We start from the raw sequence: 21,248 nt of genomic DNA on the forward strand, positions 1-21,248 counted from the left end.
CGCACCGCGGACACACACGCACCGCGGACACACACGCACCGCGACACACACGAAACGCGGACACACACGTACGTCAGGAAGGGAGGCCGGCCCGCAGATGGCCGAGCAGTTCGTCGGGTCCGGCTGGGCGTTCCCGCTGCGCATCGGGCCGACCGGAGGCATCGCCCTGGTCAGCGGGGAGCGCGAGATCGAGGAGGCCATCCGGCTCATCCTCGCCACCGCGCCCGGTGAGCGGCCGATGCGCCCGGAGTTCGGCTGCGCCATCCACGACCTGGTGTTCGCCCCGGTCAACGAGGCCACCGCCGGCCGTATCCAGCACGAGGTGTACGCGAGCCTCGACCGCTGGGAGCCGCGCATCGAGGTCAGCGAGGTGGAGGTGACCGCCGGCGCGGAACAGGGCGTGCTCTTCATCGACGTCCGCTACGCGATCCGCGGCACCAACAACCCGCGCAGCCTCGTCTTCCCGTTCTATGTCATCCCCTCCCACGACGAGCCGGACCTGACGTCCGGGGCTCCCGAAAGCGACCGCTGATGGCCCTGCCCTCCCCCAACCTCGACGACCGCCGCTTCCAGCAGTTCGTCGACGACGCCAAGCGCTACATCCAGCAGCGCGCCCCGGAGTGGACCGACCACAACGTCTCCGACCCCGGTGTCACCCTCGTGGAGACGGTGGCCCACATGGCCGACCAGATCGTCTACCGGCTCAACCGGGTGCCGGAGAAGAACCACCTCGCCTTCCTGGACCTGGTGGGCATCACGCTCTTCCCGCCGTCCGCCGCCCGTACGGAGGTCACGTTCTGGCTCTCCGCACCGCAGGAGGAGCCGGTCCCGGTGCCCGTCGGCACCGAGGTCGCGACCGTGCGCACCGAGAGCGAGGAGGCCGTGGTCTTCGCGACCGAGCGCGAACTGACCGTGGTGCCGTGCGCGTTGCGGCATCTCGTGGTGCAGCAGAGCGGTGAGCCGGTCGCCGACCGGACCGCCGACCTCGCGGAGGGCAAGGACCTGATGTGCTTCGCGGAGGCCCCGCGGCCCGGCGACTGCATGCTGCTCGGTCTGAGCGCCGCGATCCCGTCGTGCGCGGTCGCGCTGGAGCTGGACAGCCGCGTCGACGGCGTCGGTGTGGACCCCCGCCAGCCGCCGCTGGTGTGGGAGGCGTGGACGGAGGACGGCTGGGCCGAGTGCGAGGTCGACCGGGACGGCACGGGCGGTCTGAACCGGCCCGGCGCGGTCGTCCTGCACGTGCCCGGCGGCCACACCCTGTCCCGCACCGGCGGCCAGGAGGCAGGCTGGCTGCGCTGCCGGGTCACCGAGCCGCTGGCCGGCCAGCCCTTCTACACCACCTCCCCGACCGTGCGCGCCGCCGAGGCGTTCACCCTCGGCGGCACCACCACGGCCGTGCACGCCGAGACGGTGTACGACGAGGCGCTCGGCGAGTCCACGGGGCTGCCCGGCCAGCGGCTGCGGCTGGCCCACGCGCCCGTGGTCGGCGACACCCCGCCGGTGCTGCTGCAGACCGCCGAGCACGAGGGCTGGACCGACTGGGACGTCGTGCCCTCCTTCGCCGCGTCCACCCCGTACGACCGGCACATCACCCTCGACGCCGCCACCGGCGAGATCGCCTTCGGCCCGGCGGTCCGCGAACCCGACGGCTCCCTGCGCCAGTACGGGGCCGTGGCCCCCAAGGGCGCCGTCATCCGTGCCCGCCGCTACCGCACCGGCGGCGGCCGCGCCGGCAACGTCGCCCGGGGTGCCGTACAGGTGCTGCGCACCTCCATCCCGTACGTCTCCGAGGTCGTCAACCGGGAGGCCGCGCGCGGCGGAGTCGACGGCGAGACGGTGGAGGAGGCGAAGGTCCGGGCGCCCATCACCCTGCGCGCCCAGGAACGCGCGGTCACCCTGCGCGACTACGAGGAACTCGCGCGCCGCGCCGCCCCCGAGACGGCCCGCATCACCTGTCTGGAGGGCGAGGAGGGCGAGCACGGGGCTTACGCGGTACGGGTCCTCGTGGTCCCGCAGGCCGTGCCCGACCCCGGCGGCCGACTGCGCTTCGAGCAACTCGTCCCCGGCGACGCGCTGTTGCGCCGGATCACCCGCCACCTCGACGAACGCCGCCTGATCGGGACCCGGTTGGCCGTGGGGCCGCCGTTCTACCAGGGCGTCACGGTCGTCGCCACGCTGCACGCCTTCCGGGGCGCCGACACCGACCGGGTCCGCCGGCAGGCCCATGACGCCCTCTACCGCCACCTCGACCCCCTGACCGGCGGCGCCGACGGCCGGGGCTGGCCGTTCGGCCGTCCCGTCCAGTCCGGGGAGGTCTTCGCCGTCCTCCAACGGGTGCCCGGCGTCGAACTCGTCGACGAGGTCCGGCTCCATCCCGCGGACCCGCTGACCGGCAAACGGGGCGACCCCACCGACCGCATCGACCTCAGCCCCCCGTCCCTGGTCTTCTCGTTCGACCACCGCGTCCGGGTGATCGGGGACAAGCCGTGAGGGATCTCGACCACTGGGGCCCGCCCGGCATCGGGGCGCGGCCCCGGGAGCGGCGCGGGGCCGCGCCATGCGCGGCTCCACCCCGCGGGCGCGAGCTGCGGCTTCGGCGCCGCACCCGTCCCTGCGCCCCTTCGCCCGGGGCGGCGCGGGCGGCAGAGGCGAGAGGCGACCGCGTATGAGGGGCTCCATAGACGGCCTCGGCTCGTCCTCCCCCATCGGCCACATGCTCCCCGCCGTCTTCGCCGACGACGACCTCGCCCAGCGCTTCGTCGCGGGCCTGGACGAGGTCCTCGCCCCCATCCTGGCCGTCCTCGACAACCTGGACTCCTACTTCACGCCCGCCCTCGCCCCGGTCGACTTCACCCGGTGGCTGGCCGGCTGGGTCGGCGCCGAGACCGACGGCACGGAACCGGAGGCCCGGCTGCGCGCGGCCGTCGCGGCCGCCGCGTATCTGCACCGGGTACGGGGCACCCGCCGCGGCCTGTCCGAGGCCGTACGCCTGGTGTTCGGCGTGGAACCGGAGATCACCGAGAGCGGCGGGGCCGCCTGGGACGCCCGCCCCCTGGGCCCGGTACCCGGCGACCGCCGCCCCCATCTGCGCGTGACCCTGCGACTGCCGAACCCGACCCGCGCGGACGAGCACCGGCTGGACGCCCTCGTGGCCGCCGCCCGCCCCGCCCACATGCCCTACACGGTCCACGTGACCGCCGCCGAAAGGACGCCCGAGACATGACCAGCCAGACCCCCGACACGGACCGTGCCCGCGGCTGCGCCGAGTGCGGCACCCGCGGGGAGCCCGGCCAGTCCTTCTGCGACGCCTGCGGCGCGGTACTCGGCTGGTCCGGCACCACCGAAGGCGCCCCGGCCCACCAGGACACCGACCGCACACCCGACCGGGCCCCGGCACCGGCGGACGGCGAACACCGCACGGCGGACGGCGGACGCCCCACGGCCGACGGCGAACCGGCCTGGGACGCGTTCGCCCGCCCGGGCGCGGGCACGGGCACCGCCCGCACGGCCCACGACGTGGCGCCGGCCCCCGCCGGACCGGCCACCCGAGGCGCCCCGCAGCGCCCCGACTCCCCCCGTCCGGCCCGCACCGCAACGGCCGCGCCCACCACGGACCCGGACCCCACGGCGCCGACCACGGAACCGGGCCCCGCGCCCACCGCACCCACCGCGGCGTCAACCACCCCCGCCGCGCCCGCCCCGTCGCCCTCCGCCCCCGAACCCGGCACGCCACCCCACGACCCGCACACCGACGACTCCACCACCCCCCTGCCCGCCCCCGACTCCCCGGCGGCCCCGGCTCCTCCCCCCTCGCCCTCACCCGATCCCGCGCCCACCCCCGCCGACCGGGCCCGCTCCCTCCTCGTCCCCGTCGCCGATCCGGCGCCCCGCCCCGCGGCGGAACCGGCCGTCGCACCCGTGTTGCCGGGCCGGCCCGCCCCGCAGCGGCCCCAGGTGCGGACCCCCGGCCCGGAGACCGGCACCGAGGGCGGCGTGCCCTGCCCCTGGTGCGCGACCCCCAACCGGCCGGACCGGCACTTCTGCGGGCGGTGCGCCATGCCGATGGCGGGCCGGGCGGAGGTACCGGGCCGGCAGCCCTGGTGGCGGCGGATGCTCAACCCCGGGGGCGCTCAGGCCCCCTGGGCGGGTGACCGCCCCCGGCTGCGGCGCGGCTTCGGCCGGGTCGTGAACTGGGTCGTCGGCGCCCTGGTGCTCGCCCTGCTCGTCACCCTCGCCTTCCAGGTGGACGACGGCATCCAGGCGACCCGGGACCACTTCGCCAAGCGCGCCCCGATCGGCCCGGACCGGGTGAAGGCGTCCCGCTCGTACCCGGACCACGGCGCCCGGCTCGCCTTCGACCAGCTCAGCAACACCTGGTGGGGCCCGGGTGTCACCCAGTCCGGCGAAGGGGAGTGGCTGGAGGCCCGGTTCGACCATCCGACGCGGCTGCTGGACGTGGTCATCACACCCGGCGTCTCGACCAAGGTGGACCAGCTGTCGCAGTCGGCCCGCCCGCACCGCATCGAGGCCGTGATCACCGCCGCCGACGGCTCGAAGAGCACCAGGATCATCAACCTCGACCAGGGGGCCGGCGGCCAGCGGCGCAAGTTCCGCGTCGGCGAGGTCATCGCCGTCCGCTTCATCCTGCGCTCCGCCTACGGCGCCGACGACAAGAAGCAGGTGTCCATCGCCGAGATAGAGTTCTTCGGCCGCTCCAACAGCAACACCTGACCGTCGGCCGGGAGGTCCGGAGGGGGACCGGCCGGTATGGCGCAGGGGGCGCCCGCCGCGGTGTGCGGCGGGCGCCCCCTGCGTCAGGGCACGTCACTTGTCGAGGTACGTCCAGAACTCGTCGAACGACAGGAGCTTGTCGCCGTTGAGGTCGCGGCTCTTGATGATGGCCTCGGCCACCGCCTCGGTGACGTTCCAGTCGCCCTCCTGGGCCAGGGCGGTCTTCAACTCGGCGGAGGTGATGAAACCGTCACCGTTCGTGTCGATCCGCTGGAACTGCTTGCGTGCTTCCTCGATGTCCGCCACCGGTCCGCCCCTTCGTCGTGCTCTTCATGCGATACAGCCATCGTTGGCGGGCCCAGATTATCCGGCGGGCCGAGCGCGCAGTGCGGCGACCACCCAGGCTTGCGGACGGTCAGGCCGGAGCGGCGGGCGAGCTGTCCGACGGCGAGAAGGCCGGTGCCGTCGTCGATCATGTCTGGGAGTCTGGGCCTTCCAGCGGGTGGAGACTCAAGGAGTGGTGATGGAGACGTTGCGGGACATTCTCGACGGGGCGGCCCGGGGTGTCTTCCCGCCCCCGGACGGCCGGACGACGGTCGTGCCGCAGCCCTCCCATCGGGACGCCGGCGTCTTCGCGTTCACCGCGCACACGGTCGTCGCCACGGACGAGGACCCGGCGTGGGTGCACGCGACGCTGGCGGCGCTCGACTGCGACGCGCTGAGCGCATCCATGAACGCGCGGTTCCTCACCGCTCTGCTGGACCGCACGGGACGCCGCAGCGACACGATCGACGTGATGACCGTGGGCGCGCCGCTGCCGGGTACGCCGGCGCTGCCGCTGGAGGAGATCACCGATACCGGCCACCCGAGGGTGGTGAGTTCCCGCGGGCGGCGCGACGGCGTGCGGGTGTGGACGGCCCGGGGCGGCCTACTGGTCCTCGGGCGCGGGGTCGCGGGGCGGCTGGAGGCCGCGGTCGAGGTGGCCGAGGAAGGACGGCACCGGGGGCTCGGCCGGGCCCTGGCGCGGGCGGCGCGGCAGCTGAGCGGGGGTGAGCCGGTGTGGGCCCAGGTGTCGGCGGGCAACGCCCGCAGTCTGCGGGCGTTCCAGGCGGCCGGATTCCTGCCGGTGGGCTCGGAGGTCCTGCTGAGCCCCTGAGGGCTGTCGTGTGTCACCGGAAGACGCCCGTGTGGCCGAGGGAGTAGCGGCCGGGCTGCGGATACACGGCGAGGCCGTGCGGGCCGCTGCCCACGGGGATACGGGCGAGCTGTTTACCGCTGCGGGTGTCGATGGCGTACACCTCGGAGTCGTAGCGGCCGGAGAGCCACAGGACCTTGCCGTCGGCGGAGACACCGCCCATGTCGGGGCTGCCGCCGTCGGGGAGGTGCCACTTCCCGGTGAGCTCGTTCCTGGTGAAGTCGAAGACGGAGACGGTGCCCTCGCCGCGGTTGGAGATGTACATCTCGCGGGAGTCGCGGCCGACGTACAGGCCGTGGCAGCCCTTGCCGGTGGGCAGCAGCTCCGGCTCGTCGAAGGTGTCGCCGTCGAGGACCCACATGCCGTGGGCCATCATGTCGGCGATGTAGAACCGCTTGCCGTCGGGCGAGATCTTCACGTCCTGCGGCATGGCGCCCTCGAAGGGCAGCTTCTGTTGCCCGATCACCTTCATCTTCTCGGTGTCGACCTTCAGCAGTTCGCCGCTGAACTCGCAGGAGACGATGAAGTACTTGCCGTCGAGCGAGAAGTCGGCGTGGTTGACGCCGTAGCAGCTGACCGGTTCGGTCCTGACCCGCTTCATGGTGTGCGGGTCGCGGAAGACGAGTTCACGGTCGAGGGAGGCCATCACGACGGCGTACTCGCCGTTCGGGGTGAAGTAGAGGTTGTACGGGTCGTGCACCTCGACGGGCTCGCCCGCCTTGCCGGTCCTGGGGTCGATGGGAGTGAGGGTGTGGCCCCGGTTGTTGTTGACCCACAGGGTCTTCAGGTCCCAGGACGGCACGACGTGCTGGGGCTGGCGACCCACCGGGATGGTCTCGACGATCTCGTACGTCCTGGGGTCGATGACGGAGACGGTGTCGGACTCGCTGTTGGGGACGTACACCCGCGACGGGAAGTCCTTGACGACCGGGGAGAGCCGGCCGGGGCGGTCGGCGGCGTACACGTCCTCGGGGTCGAGGACGGGCGGCATGCCCCGCAGACCCTGTACCGCGGGCCGCTGTTCCTCCTTCCGCTCGCCGGCTTCGGCGGTGGCCCGGTCGGCCCGGATCCGCTGTTCCCGCTCGTCGGTCCCGGTCCCGCCGCCGCACGCGGCCACGGCGGCGAGAGCGGCCACCGCGAGAACGGCGCGCTGGACGAGGTGGCGCTGCATGAGGGAGGCGCGGAGCGTGGTCACCCGCACCTTTATAGGGAAGTCCAGCACGTTTTCCGGCGATTGGCCCGTTCGGCGGAGATCCGCGGCCACGGGGGCGTGACCCTATGCCTTTGGGCAAACTGGCCGGGTGTGGGTTGGGGCGTCTGGGACGATCCAAGAGCACGATGTGCTGCGCCGGCCCTATTCGTCCGCGTCGACCAGGGCGACGAGCTGTTCGGCGGTCAGTCCTTCGCACTCGGGCCCTTCAGGGAGCACAGATCAGCGAGCGCACCGTAGGCCGGTGGCCGGCGCGCCTGGGCACCAACCAACGCCGGTTCCTCGATCCTGACGGCGGGGACCGGGGCGCCGGGTCGGGTGTGTTGCCCTCGGCACCTTGCGGTCGGCTGCAGTTCGATGGCGAGGGGGGGGCCGCGGTGAAGACGGAGCGTGCGTGCCGACCGCCAGATCGATGAGCAGAGCGAGGGCTATGTCGGCAGGGGTGCCGGCGAGGCCGGTGCGTGTCAGTGCCGCACCCAGGCCTGAGCCGGTATACGGCGATGCCGAGCCACCGGTGTTGCTCGTCATCGTGGTTCACAGGCTTGTTCCAGCAAGCAGTCGGCGAAGTAGCGTGACACCTCTTCGGCAGTGAGTCGGTCGCCGAAGCCATGCGTTGTCGCTGCCTGGGTGAAGCCTGTGTGACGGTGGACCCAGCGGTCGGCGGAGCGCCATACGAGCGATTCGTCGATGTTGTGAGCGCCGAAGCGCAACATCAGGGACCGCCCAGGGAATGCGCGGTCCAGATGTACGGCTGTCTCGATGGCGTCATGGATGTCTGCTGTTTCGTTATGTGGTTGTAGGTGGAGCAGTGCGCGGGCCGTCAGGACTTCGGTGACGATGATGGAGACGTGCTTCAGCCAGGTTTGCAGCTCCACGCGATTGATGAGCTGGTGCACGTGGTGTGGTACGAGATCGAGGATCACCTGGGCGCCGGCGGTTCGTGCGCGTTTCATGGCCGATAGAACAGTGGAGCGCCGCGGTTCGCGCAGAAGACTGTAACCGTCTGCGACGAGTATATGAACGTCCAGGCAGTCCTTGTGCTGCTGCAGATGGGCTTTGGTAAGAGTGTCATTGGCGCTGTGGGGGCTTGCAATCATGAGTCGACTGCCCTGGTTGGTGCCTCCTTCGCGGATGGCAAGGACCGTCCCGGTCGGGTGATCTTGGCTGCGATGTAACCGCGTATCGATGCCGAGTGAGCGCAGTGACGATTCGATCCATTTGCCCTGCCGGTCGGTTCCTATGGCGCCCAGGAGACGGACTTTTTCGAAGCGGGAGGCTGCCGCTATGGCGAAGTTGGCGGCCGTTCCTCCGACCCGAACGGTCAGCGGTGCGGAGATCAGTTGACTGGTGGTGAGATCTCGGAAGCGCTGGTTCATCGTGCCAGTGACTTCGAGGTTCACGTCACCAAGGACGGTGACGTGGGCCGGGCGTGGTTTACCCATGCGCAGTGAGTTCTCGGTAGCGGTTGAAGCAGTCCATCACGATGGGTTCCTCTGCGGAGACTTTGAGGTGTTCGTCGAAGTATTCCGAGGATGTGACCCACCGGTAGGCCGTGTGCTCTTCCGAGACGGTGACGTGGGGGGTACTGGTGGTTGCGAGGTAGAAGGCGACAAGGATCGGATTTCCGCTGTCGTGGAGGTCCCACTTGAGCCAGCACGCCTGCGACAGCAGGTTGATATGGAGGCCAGTTTCTTCCCACACTTCACGGTGCAGGCCGTGCAGCGGCTCTTCCCGGTTGTTGAGGGTGCCTCCCGGGAGGTCCCACATGTACTTGCGCTTCTTCTCATCCTCCTTCAGGAGCAGGAGTTTCCCGTCTGGTGAAAAGATGAACGCGAAGGCTGCGGCCATGTACAGGCTATAACTCTCCTTTGTGACGGGTGTGTGCTTCATCTTCAGCCCTGGGTGCTGGAACATAAGTCCTCTTCTCATACCAGGGGGCTCCAGACAGCCTCACGTGAGGCCATGTCGTCCCATAATTTGATGTTGCTTATGTCTGGGTGTGCCGCAAGTTCGCCAGCGGTGCGCGTGGCGAGTTCGATCCTGGGTATCTCAAATCGGGGTCCCAAGTGGATTCGCTTTCCTTCCATCTGGTCGGTGCGCAATGATTTGAGGAGCTCGAGAGCCCGGGAGATGCAGTCCCTGGCTTGGCTGCTGCCGGAACCGCCTCTGGCCAGGCAATGCCAGCGCGCGTAGGCGAGCAGGACGCTGCTGAGCGCGAACTTACCGGCCACGATGCCGAAGGGCTTGCGGTCCCGCTCCGGTTTGAAGCCCGCTTCTGCGAAGCGCTGCGCCTGGTCCCACATGGCCACGGTCACGGAGTCTGCACTGATCAAGCTGGCTACGAGGGTTGCGAAGGCTTGTGTGCCGTTGAGGCGTCCCTCGTAGTGGGTGCCAGTGCCCGTGAGTTTGCGGAGCTCGGTGAACTGGACGGCTGCGTTCTGCAGAGCGTCCTGGGCGGAGACCAGAGCAGCTTCTCGGACGATCAGCGGCACGGAGCGGTCCAGTGCCTGCTGCAGTCGGCACTGGGCGAGAAGGACCCAACTGTCGCCCAGGCTGCAGAGTGCGGCGGGTTCTTGAGCCGTCTCCGGAGTGCCCTTCAGCATGCCGATGGCGCGCTCGAAGCATGTCTGCGCGGGAGAGAGTTCACCGAGCTGGCGGTGGCGCACGCCGGCGACGTGCAGCCGTTCTACCTCGAGGTCGGCCAGCACGCTGTGTGAAAGTTTCCGGTAGGGGCCCTCGAGGACTGCGAGGAGTTCCTCGTACCGATTGAGCTTCAAAAGGGACTTCGATAGGTAGTAGAAGAGCAGTGCATGTTCCGGGACGGTCAGCAGGCCATTGTTGCGGTGAGAAGAATCCAGCCTGTCGATGAGATTGGCTGTGCTCTGTTTGTAGTCGCCCACGTCGTAGAGCCCGAATGCGAGCCGCAGGTGGTAATCAAGCTTGGCGTGTGCGGTAGGGGAACGCTCGATCAGATCGGCTATGGGGCGGCGCTGCAGGCAGTAGGACTGTGCAGTCGACTTGGGTCCCGAGATGACGAACCGCGACAGCTCATTCCGGTTATCCTCTGCCAGTTTTTGATTCGCCTCCCTCACCAGTGCCGTCAGTCGTCGCCGGTCCGGCAGACTGAGCTTCACCCGCACCTCATCCTCCGGAACAGCCGCGGGATACGCCTCTCCAAGGACTTTGACCAGAGCGGCTACCAGAGCGTCGTTCTGGCCTGCTTCAGCCCGCCGTATCGTGGTGAGCCGGGTAATCTCTCTCCGTTCATCAACAGAGGCGGACGGCTCCCACTGATCGCATAGATTGCGGAGCACCTCCCAGATCTGCGTGTCGTCCGCGAGCCGCATGCCTCCGTTTCCTGCCCGGTAGGAGGGCGTGTGGCCGCTCAGCTGCTCCCTGTGGCCGGTGAAGAACGTGTTTTGGGCAGAACGGCAGAACATGACCGGAGCCGCCCAGTCGGTGAGGATGCCCAGTCCCAGAACCTTGCGCCGGCCCTCAGTGACGGACTCGTCCAGGGACGCCCCTGAAGCCAGTGCATGGTAGAAGCCGTGGCTGAAAGCGCTCGCGTGGGCGTCTTCTACAGGGAACTGCATGACGAGCACAGCCGGGATGCCCGCTTCAACGAGAAGCGTCCCCAGGGAAAGCCGGTGCTCGCCGAGTTCCTGATTGGGGTTGCAAGTGCCAAGGACAGCGATCTTTACTTTCGCGGCCTGCAGCAGAACGGCCAGACGATCTGCCGAGAGCAGCGCGTTCTCTCCACGCTCGTCGGCGATCGCCAGACCTACCATCTCCGTCCCGTCCAGGCGCGGACGGCGCAGCGAATGACCGGCAAAGTGAAAGACGTCCCAGGGAGAGCACAGGGCTTCTTCCAACGGGGCCAATGACACCGGGTCCGGCAGGTGCTCGATATGCAGTCCTGCCAGTCCGTTCAGGCTGGGGCCTGTCAGGTCACTCGCGTTGAGCGCGTCCAGGCCTGGTAAGCGGCGAGCGCTGGCGCACAGCACGCGCAGGGCGCCTTCACTTGCCGCCAGCATCGGCTGGGGAGCAGGAATGGCTTCATGCCTCAGGATGGACACCGCTGGATGAACAGCCAGGTAAGGGGTGCTCTCCTCGACAGCTTTCAGCGGCACATGGGCCAGTTCCCACGGCAGGCTTGCAGCCCAGCTGTCACGAATGACCAACCTCAAGCGGATCCCCTGGCCCGTGTCAGAGTCAGCCGGAAACGCGGCCCGGAAGAGATCGAGGACTTCACCGGGCAGCAGCAAACTCCCCAGCAGCGTCCCCAGCTCAAAGCACGCGCCGGCGCTGATTTCGCGGGCATCAAGCTCGGCCACCAGCTGGTCGATCCGCTCCCGGTCGATCGGCACGGCCGTCGTGTTGCGCGTCTCTCCCAGCGGGCATGAGGCGTGCACTGCCCACTCGGCAGCATGCACGGGGAAGATTTCCACTCGGAAGTCGAGGTAGTCACGCACAGGCATCATCTCCCAGCGCGTCGGCATGGAACGGATGGAACTGCGCTCCTGGTGACTCCTGCAGGAACTCGGTCATGCCTTCCAGAGCTGTGTTGACCGAGCGGTCGATGCAGTCACCGCACCGCTGCGGGAACTCAGCAGCCAACATGCGGCCTTCCGCGCTCGTGTGTAACCCGGCCAGTGTTGTCTTCCCGTCCAGTTCACCGAACATCACCCTGCGCGCGCCGACTTCCTGGGCACGGTAGCCTTCGCCGCGGTAGCGGCCACACGGCACCACAGCGGCCCGGTCGGATGCCCTGCCCACCTCCACTACAGCACGGTGAGTGGAAGCACGACACACAGTGAAATAGCGGCTGGGAACGTAGCCGGTGTCCGTCAGGTCACGTGTCGGTAAGAACACTTGGAAGTGCTCACTCGCCACGCTGCGCCGAATTTCTGCGAACTGTTCCTTCAGCGAGGCAATCTGCTCGCCGGAGAACGCCACCCTGTGGTCTCTCCCCAGAATGACTCGCAATGAAAGGTGGTCAAAACCGGAATCGCGCGCCATTTTGGCCAAAGGGGCGACTTCGTCAACGTTAGCCGGATGGATCATCGATGTCGCCCCCAAAGGCATCACAGAACCCGCCGCCGGCCCCCACTCCTTGCCCCGCATCCGCACCAGAACATCAATCACCCGCAAAATCGCCGCCAGCCCCCCGCGCCCGGGTCGCTGACCGTGCAACGCCCGCCGTGTCTCCTCCGACGCCGCATTCAAACTCACGCGCAGATACGTTCGGGCCGCGACCAGGGTCGGCAGCAACGCTTCTGACAAAAGGTCACCGGCCGTCAGCACAGCAGTGCGCAGACCCATCTCGGAACACAGATCCAAGGCTGTCGGCAGCTGCGGGTGCGTCAGAGGGTCGCCCCCGCCATCGAAGCGCACCACGCGAACACCGTCCTCCGCCCACTGCCTGATCAGGGCCAGCAGAAGACTGCCATCCAGGAGACGCCCGTCACTGCGCGTCGAACGATATGGAGCGGAGAAGCAAAACGAGCACGCGGAGGGGCATGCCATGCTCACATCAAAATCAACCTGAATGGGCCCCCGGGTCTCCCCCCGAGCTACCGCCTGCAACCGCTCCACGTGATCGTCCAGCTTGCCCGGAATGAACTCACCCCCGTGGGCCGGAATGACACGCCAAGACGCGGCAGGCGATACCGCAACCAACGCGTTCCATCGCCCGAAAACCATGTTGTCCGGCCCATGAACAAAGCGCCCACCTGGCACGGGAACCGCCCCATGACCGCGCACCCGCCCATCGGTAGCGGACAACAGCACCAGACTGCTGCTGCCCTTCACCGTCATGGGCAGCGCCACGCCCGAGCCGACGTCAGGCAAGGCAGCACCCGACAACTCACGAGACAGTGCCCCGTGCACGGCACCGGACAACGCATCCACCCGGGCCGGCACCCTCGCCCTCTCGAGCGCCAGCACACAACGACGAGAAGTCAACGCTTGACCAACGGCCAGTTGCACCTCGGACAGCGTGCGCGTCCCACCCATCACGGGGACTCATCCGCGCCTCGCGCAACGACTCGACTGTCGGATCGCGCCTCGCTCCCCCCGCGATAGACCAGTGCCATGCGCCGTACCCTTCCCCCACGCAGCTGACACACCCGGAACAAGGGCGTCAACCCCGAAGCCGTCAGCACACGCGCCCCGATACCCGCCTCCGACGCAACCTGGAGCCGCGAGGCCACCTCAGCCAGCGACCCCCCGCCACCGCCACCTCGAAGCCGCAGGTCCAGCCGCCCGCCCGCCCGGCTCGAGACGATGACTGCGACCGACCGCGCTTCCACGACTTCCGTGACCACGACCCAATCGCGCCGCCACCGTTCCTTGCTCAAGCCGATCAAGGACTGCTCCACCGTCGCCAGATCGGCAATCGCGCTGGTGACGCAGCCACTTGCCTGGAAGAACGTGGCATGAGACCGCTTGAAGGAAACGGTGACCGCGCCCTCAGCCCCTGCCGCCGTCCCGCTCAGCAAACCTCCACGCCCGTGCCACTCCACATCGACCTGCCCGGAAGACGCGTACTCGAGATCGCCCACGGGGCGCGCCGACTGAGCCATGAAGCTCACACCCAGAGAGGCCAGAGTGGTGTGAGCGTTGAATCGCCTTCCCTGGAGCACCCCGACATCTCCAAGGGCGATAGATGTTCCAGGCAGCCACGCCGCGAGATAACCGAACTCCTGGCGCATCTCATTGACGTACTGGTCATGGATTGCAGCCACACATCACCCCCGAAGCCGCCCCGGAAGTGTCAGCGTGGCATACTCTGCGCGACTTTGGGACTGCGTTGTGTAAAGCGCCCCCACTTTGCGCCACGGCGCCCTCTACGGTGAGGCGGGGGCCGCCCTGCGCCGCCATGGACCTGATCACGGAAACCCTGGCCTGCTAAGGGCTGTCCCGGGCAGCGGACTTGGACAGGAGGTCGTGGGCGACTGCGTTGACCGCTTCGACTCCACCCTGGCGGTCGGAGCGGAACAGGAGCGTCCCGCTGTTCTGGGCCGCCCTGGTGGTGTCGCCCGCCAGGGCGTCGTCGAACCCGGCGATCATCTCCAGCTCGGCGAACGTGGCCGTCGATCGCCCGCAGCGTGTGAGACATCGCGCGGGCCGCGTCCGCGATGGTGAACGCGTCCCTCGTGTCCGTCTGCGCTCGCCCGGGTAGAGGTCGGCGATCCGCCGCATCGTCAGCCCGGCGGGTAGGCAACCGGGCAGAACGGTATCGGGGGTGTGGCCCTAGCGGTCCGCGACCCTCATCTCGAACCAGGTGGTCTTGCCGCGCGGCAGCAGATCCACCCCCCACCGGTCGGACAGCTTGTCGACGAGGAAGAGTCCGCGTCCGCTGATGTCCGTCTCCTGCACCGGCATCAGACAGGGCAGCCCGCGTGAGGGGTCTCGGACCTCGACGCGGATCCATCCCGGCCGGCGTCTCATCCGCAGCCCGAAGACCCTCGCCCCGGTGTGCCGTACGGCGTTGCCGACCAGTTCGGAGACGAGCAGCACCGCGTCCTCGGTCATCCTGGGGGAGAGCCGCCACTCACGGAGGAGGACGACCTGGGCGAGCCGGCGGGCGGTCGCCGCGGACTCGGGGCGGGACGGCAGCGGAACCTCCCCCTGTGTGGGGTCGCCGAACAACTCCAGGGCCTTCAACGCCCGTTCGTCCTCGATCGCAGGCGACCAACGCGCCGCGGTCGCACTCCCGTGCCGCCGCGGCTGTTCGATACCCTCCAGCCCCGCCATGCACCCATCATGGCCGCCCGGAGCACCGTCCGTGGCCGTTCCGATGGAATACAACCCCCGGAACCAACCATTCCGGGGGTTTCGGATGTCATATGCCAAAGACATCAAGACCACTTTGGCAGCCCACCTGACCTGCATGGATCGCCTGAACTTCGGTCAGGGAACGAAGCCTTGGGCAAAGCTCTTTTAAGGCTGCCTTAAGGCTCCGATAAACCGCCCCCACGGAGGACGCGGACAGGACGTCCCGTCCACCACACGTGGAGCAGCGGAGCCCGGGGCCCGGTTCCGAAGCCGTCAGACGAACTTCGCCTTGCCCGGCCCCTCCTCAACGAAGCTGCGCATCCCGCGTTCCCGGTCCTCGGTGGCGAACAGTCCCGCGAACCAGTTCCGCTCGATCGCGAGTCCCGTCTCCAGGTCGGTCTCCAGGCCCGCGTCGATCGACTCCTTGGCCGCCCGCAGCGCGATCGCCGGGCCCTGGGCGAGCTTCGCGGCCCACTCGTGCGCGGCCGCGTACACCTCGTCGGCCGGGACCACCCGGTCCACGAGGCCGAGCGCGAGGGCCTCGTCCGCCTTGACCATACGGCCGGTGAAGATGAGGTCCTTGGCCTTGGAGGGGCCGATGAGCCGGGACAGCCGCTGGGTGCCGCCGGCGCCCGGGATCACCCCGAGCAGGATCTCCGGCTGGCCGAGCTTCGCGTTCTCCCCGGCGATGCGGTAGTCCGCGCACAGCGCCAGCTCGCAGCCGCCGCCCAGCGCGTAACCGGTGACGGCCGCGACGACCGGCTTGGGGATACGGGCCACGGCGCTGAAGGAGTCCTGGAGGGCGCGGGAGCGGACGACCATCGCCGCGTGGTCCATCGCCTGCATCTCCTTGATGTCCGCGCCGGCCGCGAACACCTTCTCCCCGCCGTAGAGGATGACGGCGCGTACGTCGTCCCGGCCCGCCGCCTCCTCGGCGAGTTCCTTGAGGCGGTCCTGGGTGGCGATGTCCAGGGCGTTCATCGGGGGGCGGTCGAGGCGGATGGTGCCGACGCCTTCGGCGACTTCGAGATGCACAGTCATGCAGGCAGGTTAACGGGGACTAACGACAGCGGCTCCGGTGTGCTGCGTCACAGCGCACCGGAGCCGTACGTCGGACCGGAAGGGCTATGCCTTCCACTTGTCCCAGGACATGTTCCAGCCGTTGTAGCCGTTGTCCGGGTCGACCACGCGGTCGTTGGAGTTCTTCACCACCACGACGTCACCCACCATCGAGTTGTCGAAGAACCAGGCGCCCGGCGCCTTGCGGTCGTAGCCGCCGCGGGTGTCGCGCAGACCGATGCAGCCGTGGCTGGCGTTGTAGTTGCCGAAGGCGCCGCCGCCCCAGTAGTTGCCGTGGATGAAGGTGCCGGAGTTCGTCAGACGCATGGCGTCCGGCACGTCCTTGATGTCGTACTCGCCGCCGTAGCCGACGGTCTCGCCGTTCATCCGGGTCACGCGCAGGCGCTCGCTGATGACCATCTGGCCGTTCCAGGTCTCCATGCCGGGCTTGCCGGTGGTGACGGGGATGGTCTTGATGAGCTTGCCGTCCCGCTTGACCTTCATCGTGAGCTTCTTGACGTCCACGACGGAGACCTGGCTGCGGCCGATGGTGAAGGAGACCTTCTTGTTCTGCTCGCCGTAGACGCCCTCGCGGCCCTCGACGCCGTCGAGGTTGAGGTCGACGGTGACCTTCGTGCCCGCCTTCCAGTACTTCTCCGGGCGGAAGTCGAGGCGGTCGTTGCCGAACCAGTGGCCGGCCACCTCGACGGGCGGCTCGGTCTTGACGGTGATGGCCTTCTCGACGTCCTCGGGGGCCGTGATGCCGCGGGTGAAGCGGATCGAGAACGGCATGCCGACGCCGACCTTCGAACCGTCCTCCGGGGTGAAGATGCCGACGAAGGTGTTCTTCGGGGTCAGCGTGGTGAAGGACGACTCCTCGGCCGCCTCACGCCCCTCGGAGTCCTTCGCGACGGCGTGCACCTTGTACTCGGTGGCCGAGTTGAGGTGGATGGACGGCGTCCAGCTGGCGCCGCCGTCCGTGATCTCGCCGGCGATCTTCCTGCCCTTGTCGTCCTCGACGGTGACCTCGGCCAGCTTGCCCTTGGTGGCGGTCACCTTGAGGGCGCCGCTGGTGGCCACGTCCTCGGCCTTGTTCTTGGGAGCGATGGAGACCACCGCCTCCGACGGCTTCGTGGCCGCCTTGCCCGAAGCGCTCTTGTCCGAGCCGTTGCCCTTGTAGCCGTCGGAGCCGGAGTCCGAACCCCCGCCTCCGCCCCCGCACGCGGTGACGGCGAGCATCAGCAGGCCCAGCAGAAGTGCCAGGACCCCCTTGCTCCCCCGTGTCCGCGCGCCAACCGACGCCCCCGATATCGGTCGCCCGTTCAACTCTCTTGTCTCCCCTCGCACGGCCTTGAGCAGGCCCGCACCCCTCCGCGCAGCACGCGCGTCCGCACGTACATTAACCAGATGATCGGACGGGATTGACCCCGGCGAATGTCACCGTTCAGTCCCAACTTGAACAATCCCGATCCCCGGCCCCCGGTGCGGCCCCACCCCCGGCCTCCCGTCGCGCGCGTACGGGTATGTCGGTCTACTTCACGGCGGACCCCGCTTTCCACGCCTTCCAGCCCATGTTCCACCCGCCGAGGCCGTTGTCCGGGGCGACCGTTTTGTCATTGCTGTTGATCACCTCGACGACGTCCCCGACCAGGCTGCGGTCGAAGAACCAGCCGGCCGGGGTGCCGGAACTGCCGCCCTTCACATCGCGCAGGCCCACACAGCCATGGCTGACGTTGGCCCGGCCGAAGGGGTCCGAGGCCCAGTAGTTGCCGTGCAGGAAGGTGCCGGAGGTGGTGAGGCGCATGGCGTGCGGGACGTCGGGGATGTCGTACTCGCCCTTGCCGTCGGCCTTCTTGAAGCCGACGGTGGCGCCGTTCATCCGGGTCACCTCCAGCATCTCGGTGACGACCATCTTCCCGTTGTACGTCGTCGTCCCGGGTGCCCCGGCCGTGACGGGCAGGGTGGCCAGCACGCCGTCGCCGCGCCGGACGCGCATGGTGTGCCGGGCCGCGTCGACGACGCTCACCTGGTGGCGGCCGATGGTGAACGAGAACGTCTTGTACTGCCGGCCGAAGACGCCGGGCGCCCCCTCGACGTCGCGCAGCCGCAGGGCGACGGTGACCTTCGTGCCGGGCTTCCAGTACCTCTCGGGACGGAAGTCGACGCGGCCTGCGCCGAACCAGTGCGGGCGGATCTCGACGGGCGGCTCCGCGGTGACCCGGACGGCGCGTTCGACGGCGGCACGGTCCTCGATCTCCCGGTTGAACTCCAGGGAGACGATCATCCCGGTGCCCACGGTGGAGCGGTTCTCGGGGGTGACGTAGGCGATGAAACGCTCGTCGGGGACGTACGTCCTGAAGGTGACGTGCCGGGCGGAGCGGCGGCCGTGGGCGTCCAACGCGACCGCGTCGACCGTGTACTTCGCGGCCAGCGCGAGCTTCCGTGAGCCGGTGGGGCGCCAGGTCAGTCCGTCGGCGGACACCCGGCCGGGTACGGGTGACTCCTGGGCGTCCTGGGACTTCACCACCTTGACGGACTCCAGGCGCCCGCTGGGCACCCGTACTTCGAAGCGCTGCCCCGGGCGCACGCCCTTGCTGCCGTCCTCCGGTGTGACCCGGATCGTGTCATCGGGTGCCTTTTCGCTGGTCAACGGCGGTACGGGGGTACATCCGGCGGCTGCGGCCAGCAGACCGGCCCCGATGAGTACGGCGGCCGGAGCGGCACCGGAGCGGCGCGCGTGCGTCTGTGCGTGGTTCACGTGCGTCCCAACGACGGCGCACGCCCCCGGGAAACGTGAGTGCGAGGCGTGCTCTGGGCAGAACCATGGGAGACAACTCGACGGGGAGCAGGGACCTGTCCCTCAGGCCACGGGGGTGAGCACACCCCCTTGAGGCGGCAGGTACCAGGGCTGGGACACCCGGCTCCGTTTTCGCGTCGGCCCACCGAGTCGCGGGAGGCCGTGGTGTCGAGCGCAGCCGAGCAGGAGGCAGTGGAGGAGACGCGCGGGGTGCCGGCCGCGCGCCGGTCCGCCGTGCTCAACGGCAGGCAGGCCGAGGCGGATCAGCCCATGCCCGTGTGGCCCGGTGCCCCCACACCGCTCGGGGCGCGTTTCCGGGTGGGGCCGGACGGGGTGGCCGGGACGAACTTCGCGCTGTGGGCGGGCGGGGCGGAGGCCGTCGAGCTGTGCCTCTTCTCCCCGGAGGGCGAGGAGACACGGCTGAAGCTCAGCGAACTGACGCACGAGATCTGGCACGGTTTCGTGCCCGGAGTCCTGCCGGGCCGGCGGTACGGGTACCGGGTGCACGGCCGCTGGGACCCCTGGACCGGCGCCCGCTGGAACCCGGCGAAGCTGCTCCTCGACCCGTACGCCAGGGCCGTGGACGGCGAGTTCACTCTGCCCGCCGAGGTGTACGGGCATGTCCGGGACTGGCCGGAGCAGCATGTCGCCGACACCGTGCGCGACGAGCGGGACTCGGCGCCGTACGTGCCCAAGGGCGTGGTCGTGCACGACGACGCCACCGGCGACGAATGGATGGACGACCGCCGGCCCAAGACGCCCTGGGCGGACTCGGTCATCTACGAGCTGCACGTCAAGGGGTTCACCAAGCTGCACCCCGGCATCCCCGAGGAACTGCGCGGCACCTACGCGGGGCTCGCCCACCCGGCGGCGATCGAGCATCTGGTGAGGCTGGGCGTGACGGCGGTGGAGCTGCTGCCCGTGCACCAGTTCGCCCACGAGGACCATCTGCTGCGGCGGGGGATGCGCAACTACTGGGGCTACAACTCGATCGGCTACTTCGCCCCGCACGCGGCGTACGCGGCGTCGGGGACCGCCGGACAGCAGGTCGGGGAGTTCAAGCGGATGGTGCGGGCGCTGCACGCCGCCGGGATCGAGGTCATCCTCGACGTGGTCTACAACCACACGGCGGAGGCGGACGAGCGCGGCCCGAGCCTGTCGCTGCGGGGCATCGACAACCGCGGCTACTACCGGCTCCAGGGCGACGCACGGCACTACGCCGACTACACGGGCTGCGGGAACACGCTGCACGTGGTCCAGCCGCACGTGCTGCGTCTGATCACCGACTCACTGCGGTACTGGGTGACGGAGATGGGGGTGGACGGCTTCCGCTTCGACCTGGCGGCGGCGCTGGCCCGCTCGATGCACGACGTCGACATGCTCTCCCCGTTCCTCGCCGTCATCGCCCAGGACCCCGTGCTGCGGCGGGTGAAGCTGATCGCCGAGCCGTGGGACGTGGGCTCGGGCGGCTACCAGGTGGGCGCCTTCCCGCCGCTGTGGACGGAGTGGAACGACCGCTACCGGGGGGCCGTGCGGGACTTCTGGCGCGGGGCGCTGCCGGACGTGCGGGACCTCGGCTACCGGCTGTCGGGGTCGAGCGACCTCTACGCGTGGGGCGGGCGGCGGCCGTACGCGTCGGTCAACTTCATCACCGCGCACGACGGTTTCACCCTGCGGGACCTGGTGTCGTACGAGCGCAAGCACAACGAGGCGAACGGGGAGGGCAACCGGGACGGCTCGAACGACAACCGGTCCTGGAACTGCGGCACCGAGGGCGAGACCGACGACGAGCGGGTGCGGGCGCTGCGGCGCCGGCAGCTGCGGAACCTGCTGACGACGCTGCTGCTGTCCACGGGCGTGCCGATGCTGGTCGCCGGGGACGAGCTGGGGCGGACCCAGCGCGGCAACAACAACGCGTACTGCCAGGACAACGAGATCAGCTGGCTGGACTGGGGGCTGCTGGAGGACCCCGGCTGGAAGGCGCTGTTCGATCTGACGGCCCGGCTGATCGCCCTGCGCCATGAGCACCCCGTGCTGCGCCGGCGCGCCTTCTTCTCCGGCCGGGCGCACTCGGCGGACGGGCTGCGCGATCTGGCGTGGTTCACGGCGCGCGGCACCGAGATGACCGAGGGGGACTGGTACGCCCCGGCCGCGACCCTCGGCATGTACCTCTCGGGCCGTGACATCCCCGGGCGCGACGCCCGTGGGGCCCAGATCCTCGACGACAGCTTCCTCGCGGTCCTGCACGCGGGCGACCGGCCCGTGGACGTCGTGCTGCCGGGGACACCGTGGGCCGAACGGTACGAGGTCGTCGTCGACACCTCACGGGAGGAGCAGACGGAGGGACCGGGGGTGGTGCACCGGGCGGGGACGGTGGTCGGTGTACCGGCCCGGACCGTGTTGCTGCTGCGGGTGGTGGCATAGATGCCCCTGGTGGGCCCCCTCGTGGGACCGGTCGTAGGACCATTGACGGAAAC

Annotated in this window: 18 protein-coding genes and 1 pseudogene; 6 read left to right on the plus strand and 13 right to left on the minus strand. The window is 69.4% G+C overall.

Features of this window, described 5'->3' with window-relative positions:
* The first annotated feature begins 97 nt into the window (after positions 1-97).
* The 4 genes from AC067N_RS20740 (at position 98) to AC067N_RS20755 (ending at position 4,731) form a co-directional block, all read left to right on the plus strand.
* Positions 98-532, plus strand: a complete 435-nt coding sequence (locus tag AC067N_RS20740; RefSeq protein WP_478680344.1) for a GPW/gp25 family protein — start codon at positions 98-100, stop codon at positions 530-532.
* A complete protein-coding gene (locus tag AC067N_RS20745) occupies positions 532-2,490 on the plus strand; it encodes a putative baseplate assembly protein (RefSeq protein ID WP_478680345.1) in 1,959 nt (652 codons plus the stop codon). The genes AC067N_RS20740 and AC067N_RS20745 overlap by 1 nt, the downstream gene beginning before the upstream one ends.
* Before the next feature lie 175 nt (positions 2,491-2,665).
* Positions 2,666-3,223: a phage tail protein gene (locus tag AC067N_RS20750; RefSeq protein ID WP_478680346.1), complete on the plus strand. Its 558-nt coding sequence runs from the start codon at positions 2,666-2,668 to the stop codon at positions 3,221-3,223.
* Entirely contained in the window at positions 3,220-4,731 is a 1,512-nt protein-coding gene (locus tag AC067N_RS20755) for an NADase-type glycan-binding domain-containing protein (RefSeq protein ID WP_478680347.1), read from the plus strand. The genes AC067N_RS20750 and AC067N_RS20755 overlap by 4 nt, the downstream gene beginning before the upstream one ends.
* Positions 4,732-4,824: 93 nt before the next feature.
* Here AC067N_RS20755 and AC067N_RS20760 read toward each other — a convergent pair whose 3' ends face one another.
* Positions 4,825-5,037, minus strand: a complete 213-nt coding sequence (locus AC067N_RS20760; RefSeq protein ID WP_478680348.1) for an EF-hand domain-containing protein — start codon at positions 5,035-5,037, stop codon at positions 4,825-4,827.
* Between the two features lie 217 nt (positions 5,038-5,254).
* On the opposite strand from AC067N_RS20760, the gene AC067N_RS20765 reads away from it, so the two are divergent.
* Positions 5,255-5,887 (plus strand): N-acetyltransferase family protein, encoded by a 633-nt coding sequence (locus tag AC067N_RS20765; RefSeq protein ID WP_478680349.1) that lies wholly within the window; start codon positions 5,255-5,257, stop codon positions 5,885-5,887.
* Between the two features lie 13 nt (positions 5,888-5,900).
* Here AC067N_RS20765 and AC067N_RS20770 read toward each other — a convergent pair whose 3' ends face one another.
* The 12 genes and pseudogenes from AC067N_RS20770 to AC067N_RS20825 all read right to left on the minus strand — a co-directional run bounded on the left by AC067N_RS20770 (position 5,901) and on the right by AC067N_RS20825 (position 18,732).
* Positions 5,901-7,121 (minus strand): YncE family protein, encoded by a 1,221-nt coding sequence (locus AC067N_RS20770; RefSeq protein WP_478680350.1) that lies wholly within the window; start codon positions 7,119-7,121, stop codon positions 5,901-5,903.
* Positions 7,122-7,660: 539 nt separating this feature from the next.
* A complete protein-coding gene (locus AC067N_RS20775; RefSeq protein WP_478680351.1) occupies positions 7,661-8,536 on the minus strand; it encodes a carbohydrate kinase family protein in 876 nt (291 codons plus the stop codon).
* A 34-nt stretch (positions 8,537-8,570) separates the two neighbouring features.
* On the minus strand, positions 8,571-9,050 hold the full coding sequence (locus AC067N_RS20780; protein ID WP_478680352.1) for an NUDIX hydrolase: 480 nt from the start codon (positions 9,048-9,050) through the stop codon (positions 8,571-8,573).
* Positions 9,051-9,061: 11 nt separating this feature from the next.
* Positions 9,062-11,635, minus strand: coding sequence for a CHAT domain-containing protein (locus AC067N_RS20785; protein WP_478680353.1), 2,574 nt, complete (start codon positions 11,633-11,635; stop codon positions 9,062-9,064).
* Positions 11,601-13,124 (minus strand): radical SAM protein, encoded by a 1,524-nt coding sequence (locus AC067N_RS20790; RefSeq protein WP_478680354.1) that lies wholly within the window; start codon positions 13,122-13,124, stop codon positions 11,601-11,603. The genes AC067N_RS20785 and AC067N_RS20790 overlap by 35 nt, the downstream gene beginning before the upstream one ends.
* A 26-nt stretch (positions 13,125-13,150) precedes the next feature.
* Complete coding sequence (locus tag AC067N_RS20795) at positions 13,151-13,882, minus strand: hypothetical protein (protein ID WP_478680355.1); 732 nt, start codon at positions 13,880-13,882, stop codon at positions 13,151-13,153.
* A 163-nt stretch (positions 13,883-14,045) separates the two neighbouring features.
* A complete protein-coding gene (locus tag AC067N_RS20800) occupies positions 14,046-14,207 on the minus strand; it encodes a hypothetical protein (RefSeq protein ID WP_478680356.1) in 162 nt (53 codons plus the stop codon).
* A gap of 25 nt (positions 14,208-14,232) precedes the next feature.
* Positions 14,233-14,348, minus strand: a pseudogene (locus tag AC067N_RS20805) (IS110 family transposase); the annotation flags it as partial.
* Positions 14,349-14,390: 42 nt separating this feature from the next.
* On the minus strand, positions 14,391-14,894 hold the full coding sequence (locus AC067N_RS20810; RefSeq protein ID WP_478680357.1) for an ATP-binding protein: 504 nt from the start codon (positions 14,892-14,894) through the stop codon (positions 14,391-14,393).
* Positions 14,895-15,188: 294 nt separating this feature from the next.
* Positions 15,189-15,956 (minus strand): enoyl-CoA hydratase/isomerase family protein, encoded by a 768-nt coding sequence (locus AC067N_RS20815; RefSeq protein ID WP_478680358.1) that lies wholly within the window; start codon positions 15,954-15,956, stop codon positions 15,189-15,191.
* Between the two features lie 84 nt (positions 15,957-16,040).
* Positions 16,041-17,300 (minus strand): L,D-transpeptidase, encoded by a 1,260-nt coding sequence (locus AC067N_RS20820; RefSeq protein ID WP_478680359.1) that lies wholly within the window; start codon positions 17,298-17,300, stop codon positions 16,041-16,043.
* A 205-nt stretch (positions 17,301-17,505) separates the two neighbouring features.
* Positions 17,506-18,732 (minus strand): L,D-transpeptidase, encoded by a 1,227-nt coding sequence (locus AC067N_RS20825; protein WP_478680360.1) that lies wholly within the window; start codon positions 18,730-18,732, stop codon positions 17,506-17,508.
* 204 nt (positions 18,733-18,936) lie between these two features.
* On the opposite strand from AC067N_RS20825, the gene glgX reads away from it, so the two are divergent.
* Positions 18,937-21,195, plus strand: a complete 2,259-nt coding sequence (glgX, locus tag AC067N_RS20830) for a glycogen debranching protein GlgX (RefSeq protein WP_478680361.1) — start codon at positions 18,937-18,939, stop codon at positions 21,193-21,195.
* Positions 21,196-21,248 lie beyond the last annotated feature (53 nt).

It is taken from the genome of Streptomyces sp. NPDC042364, from assembly GCF_056437585.1.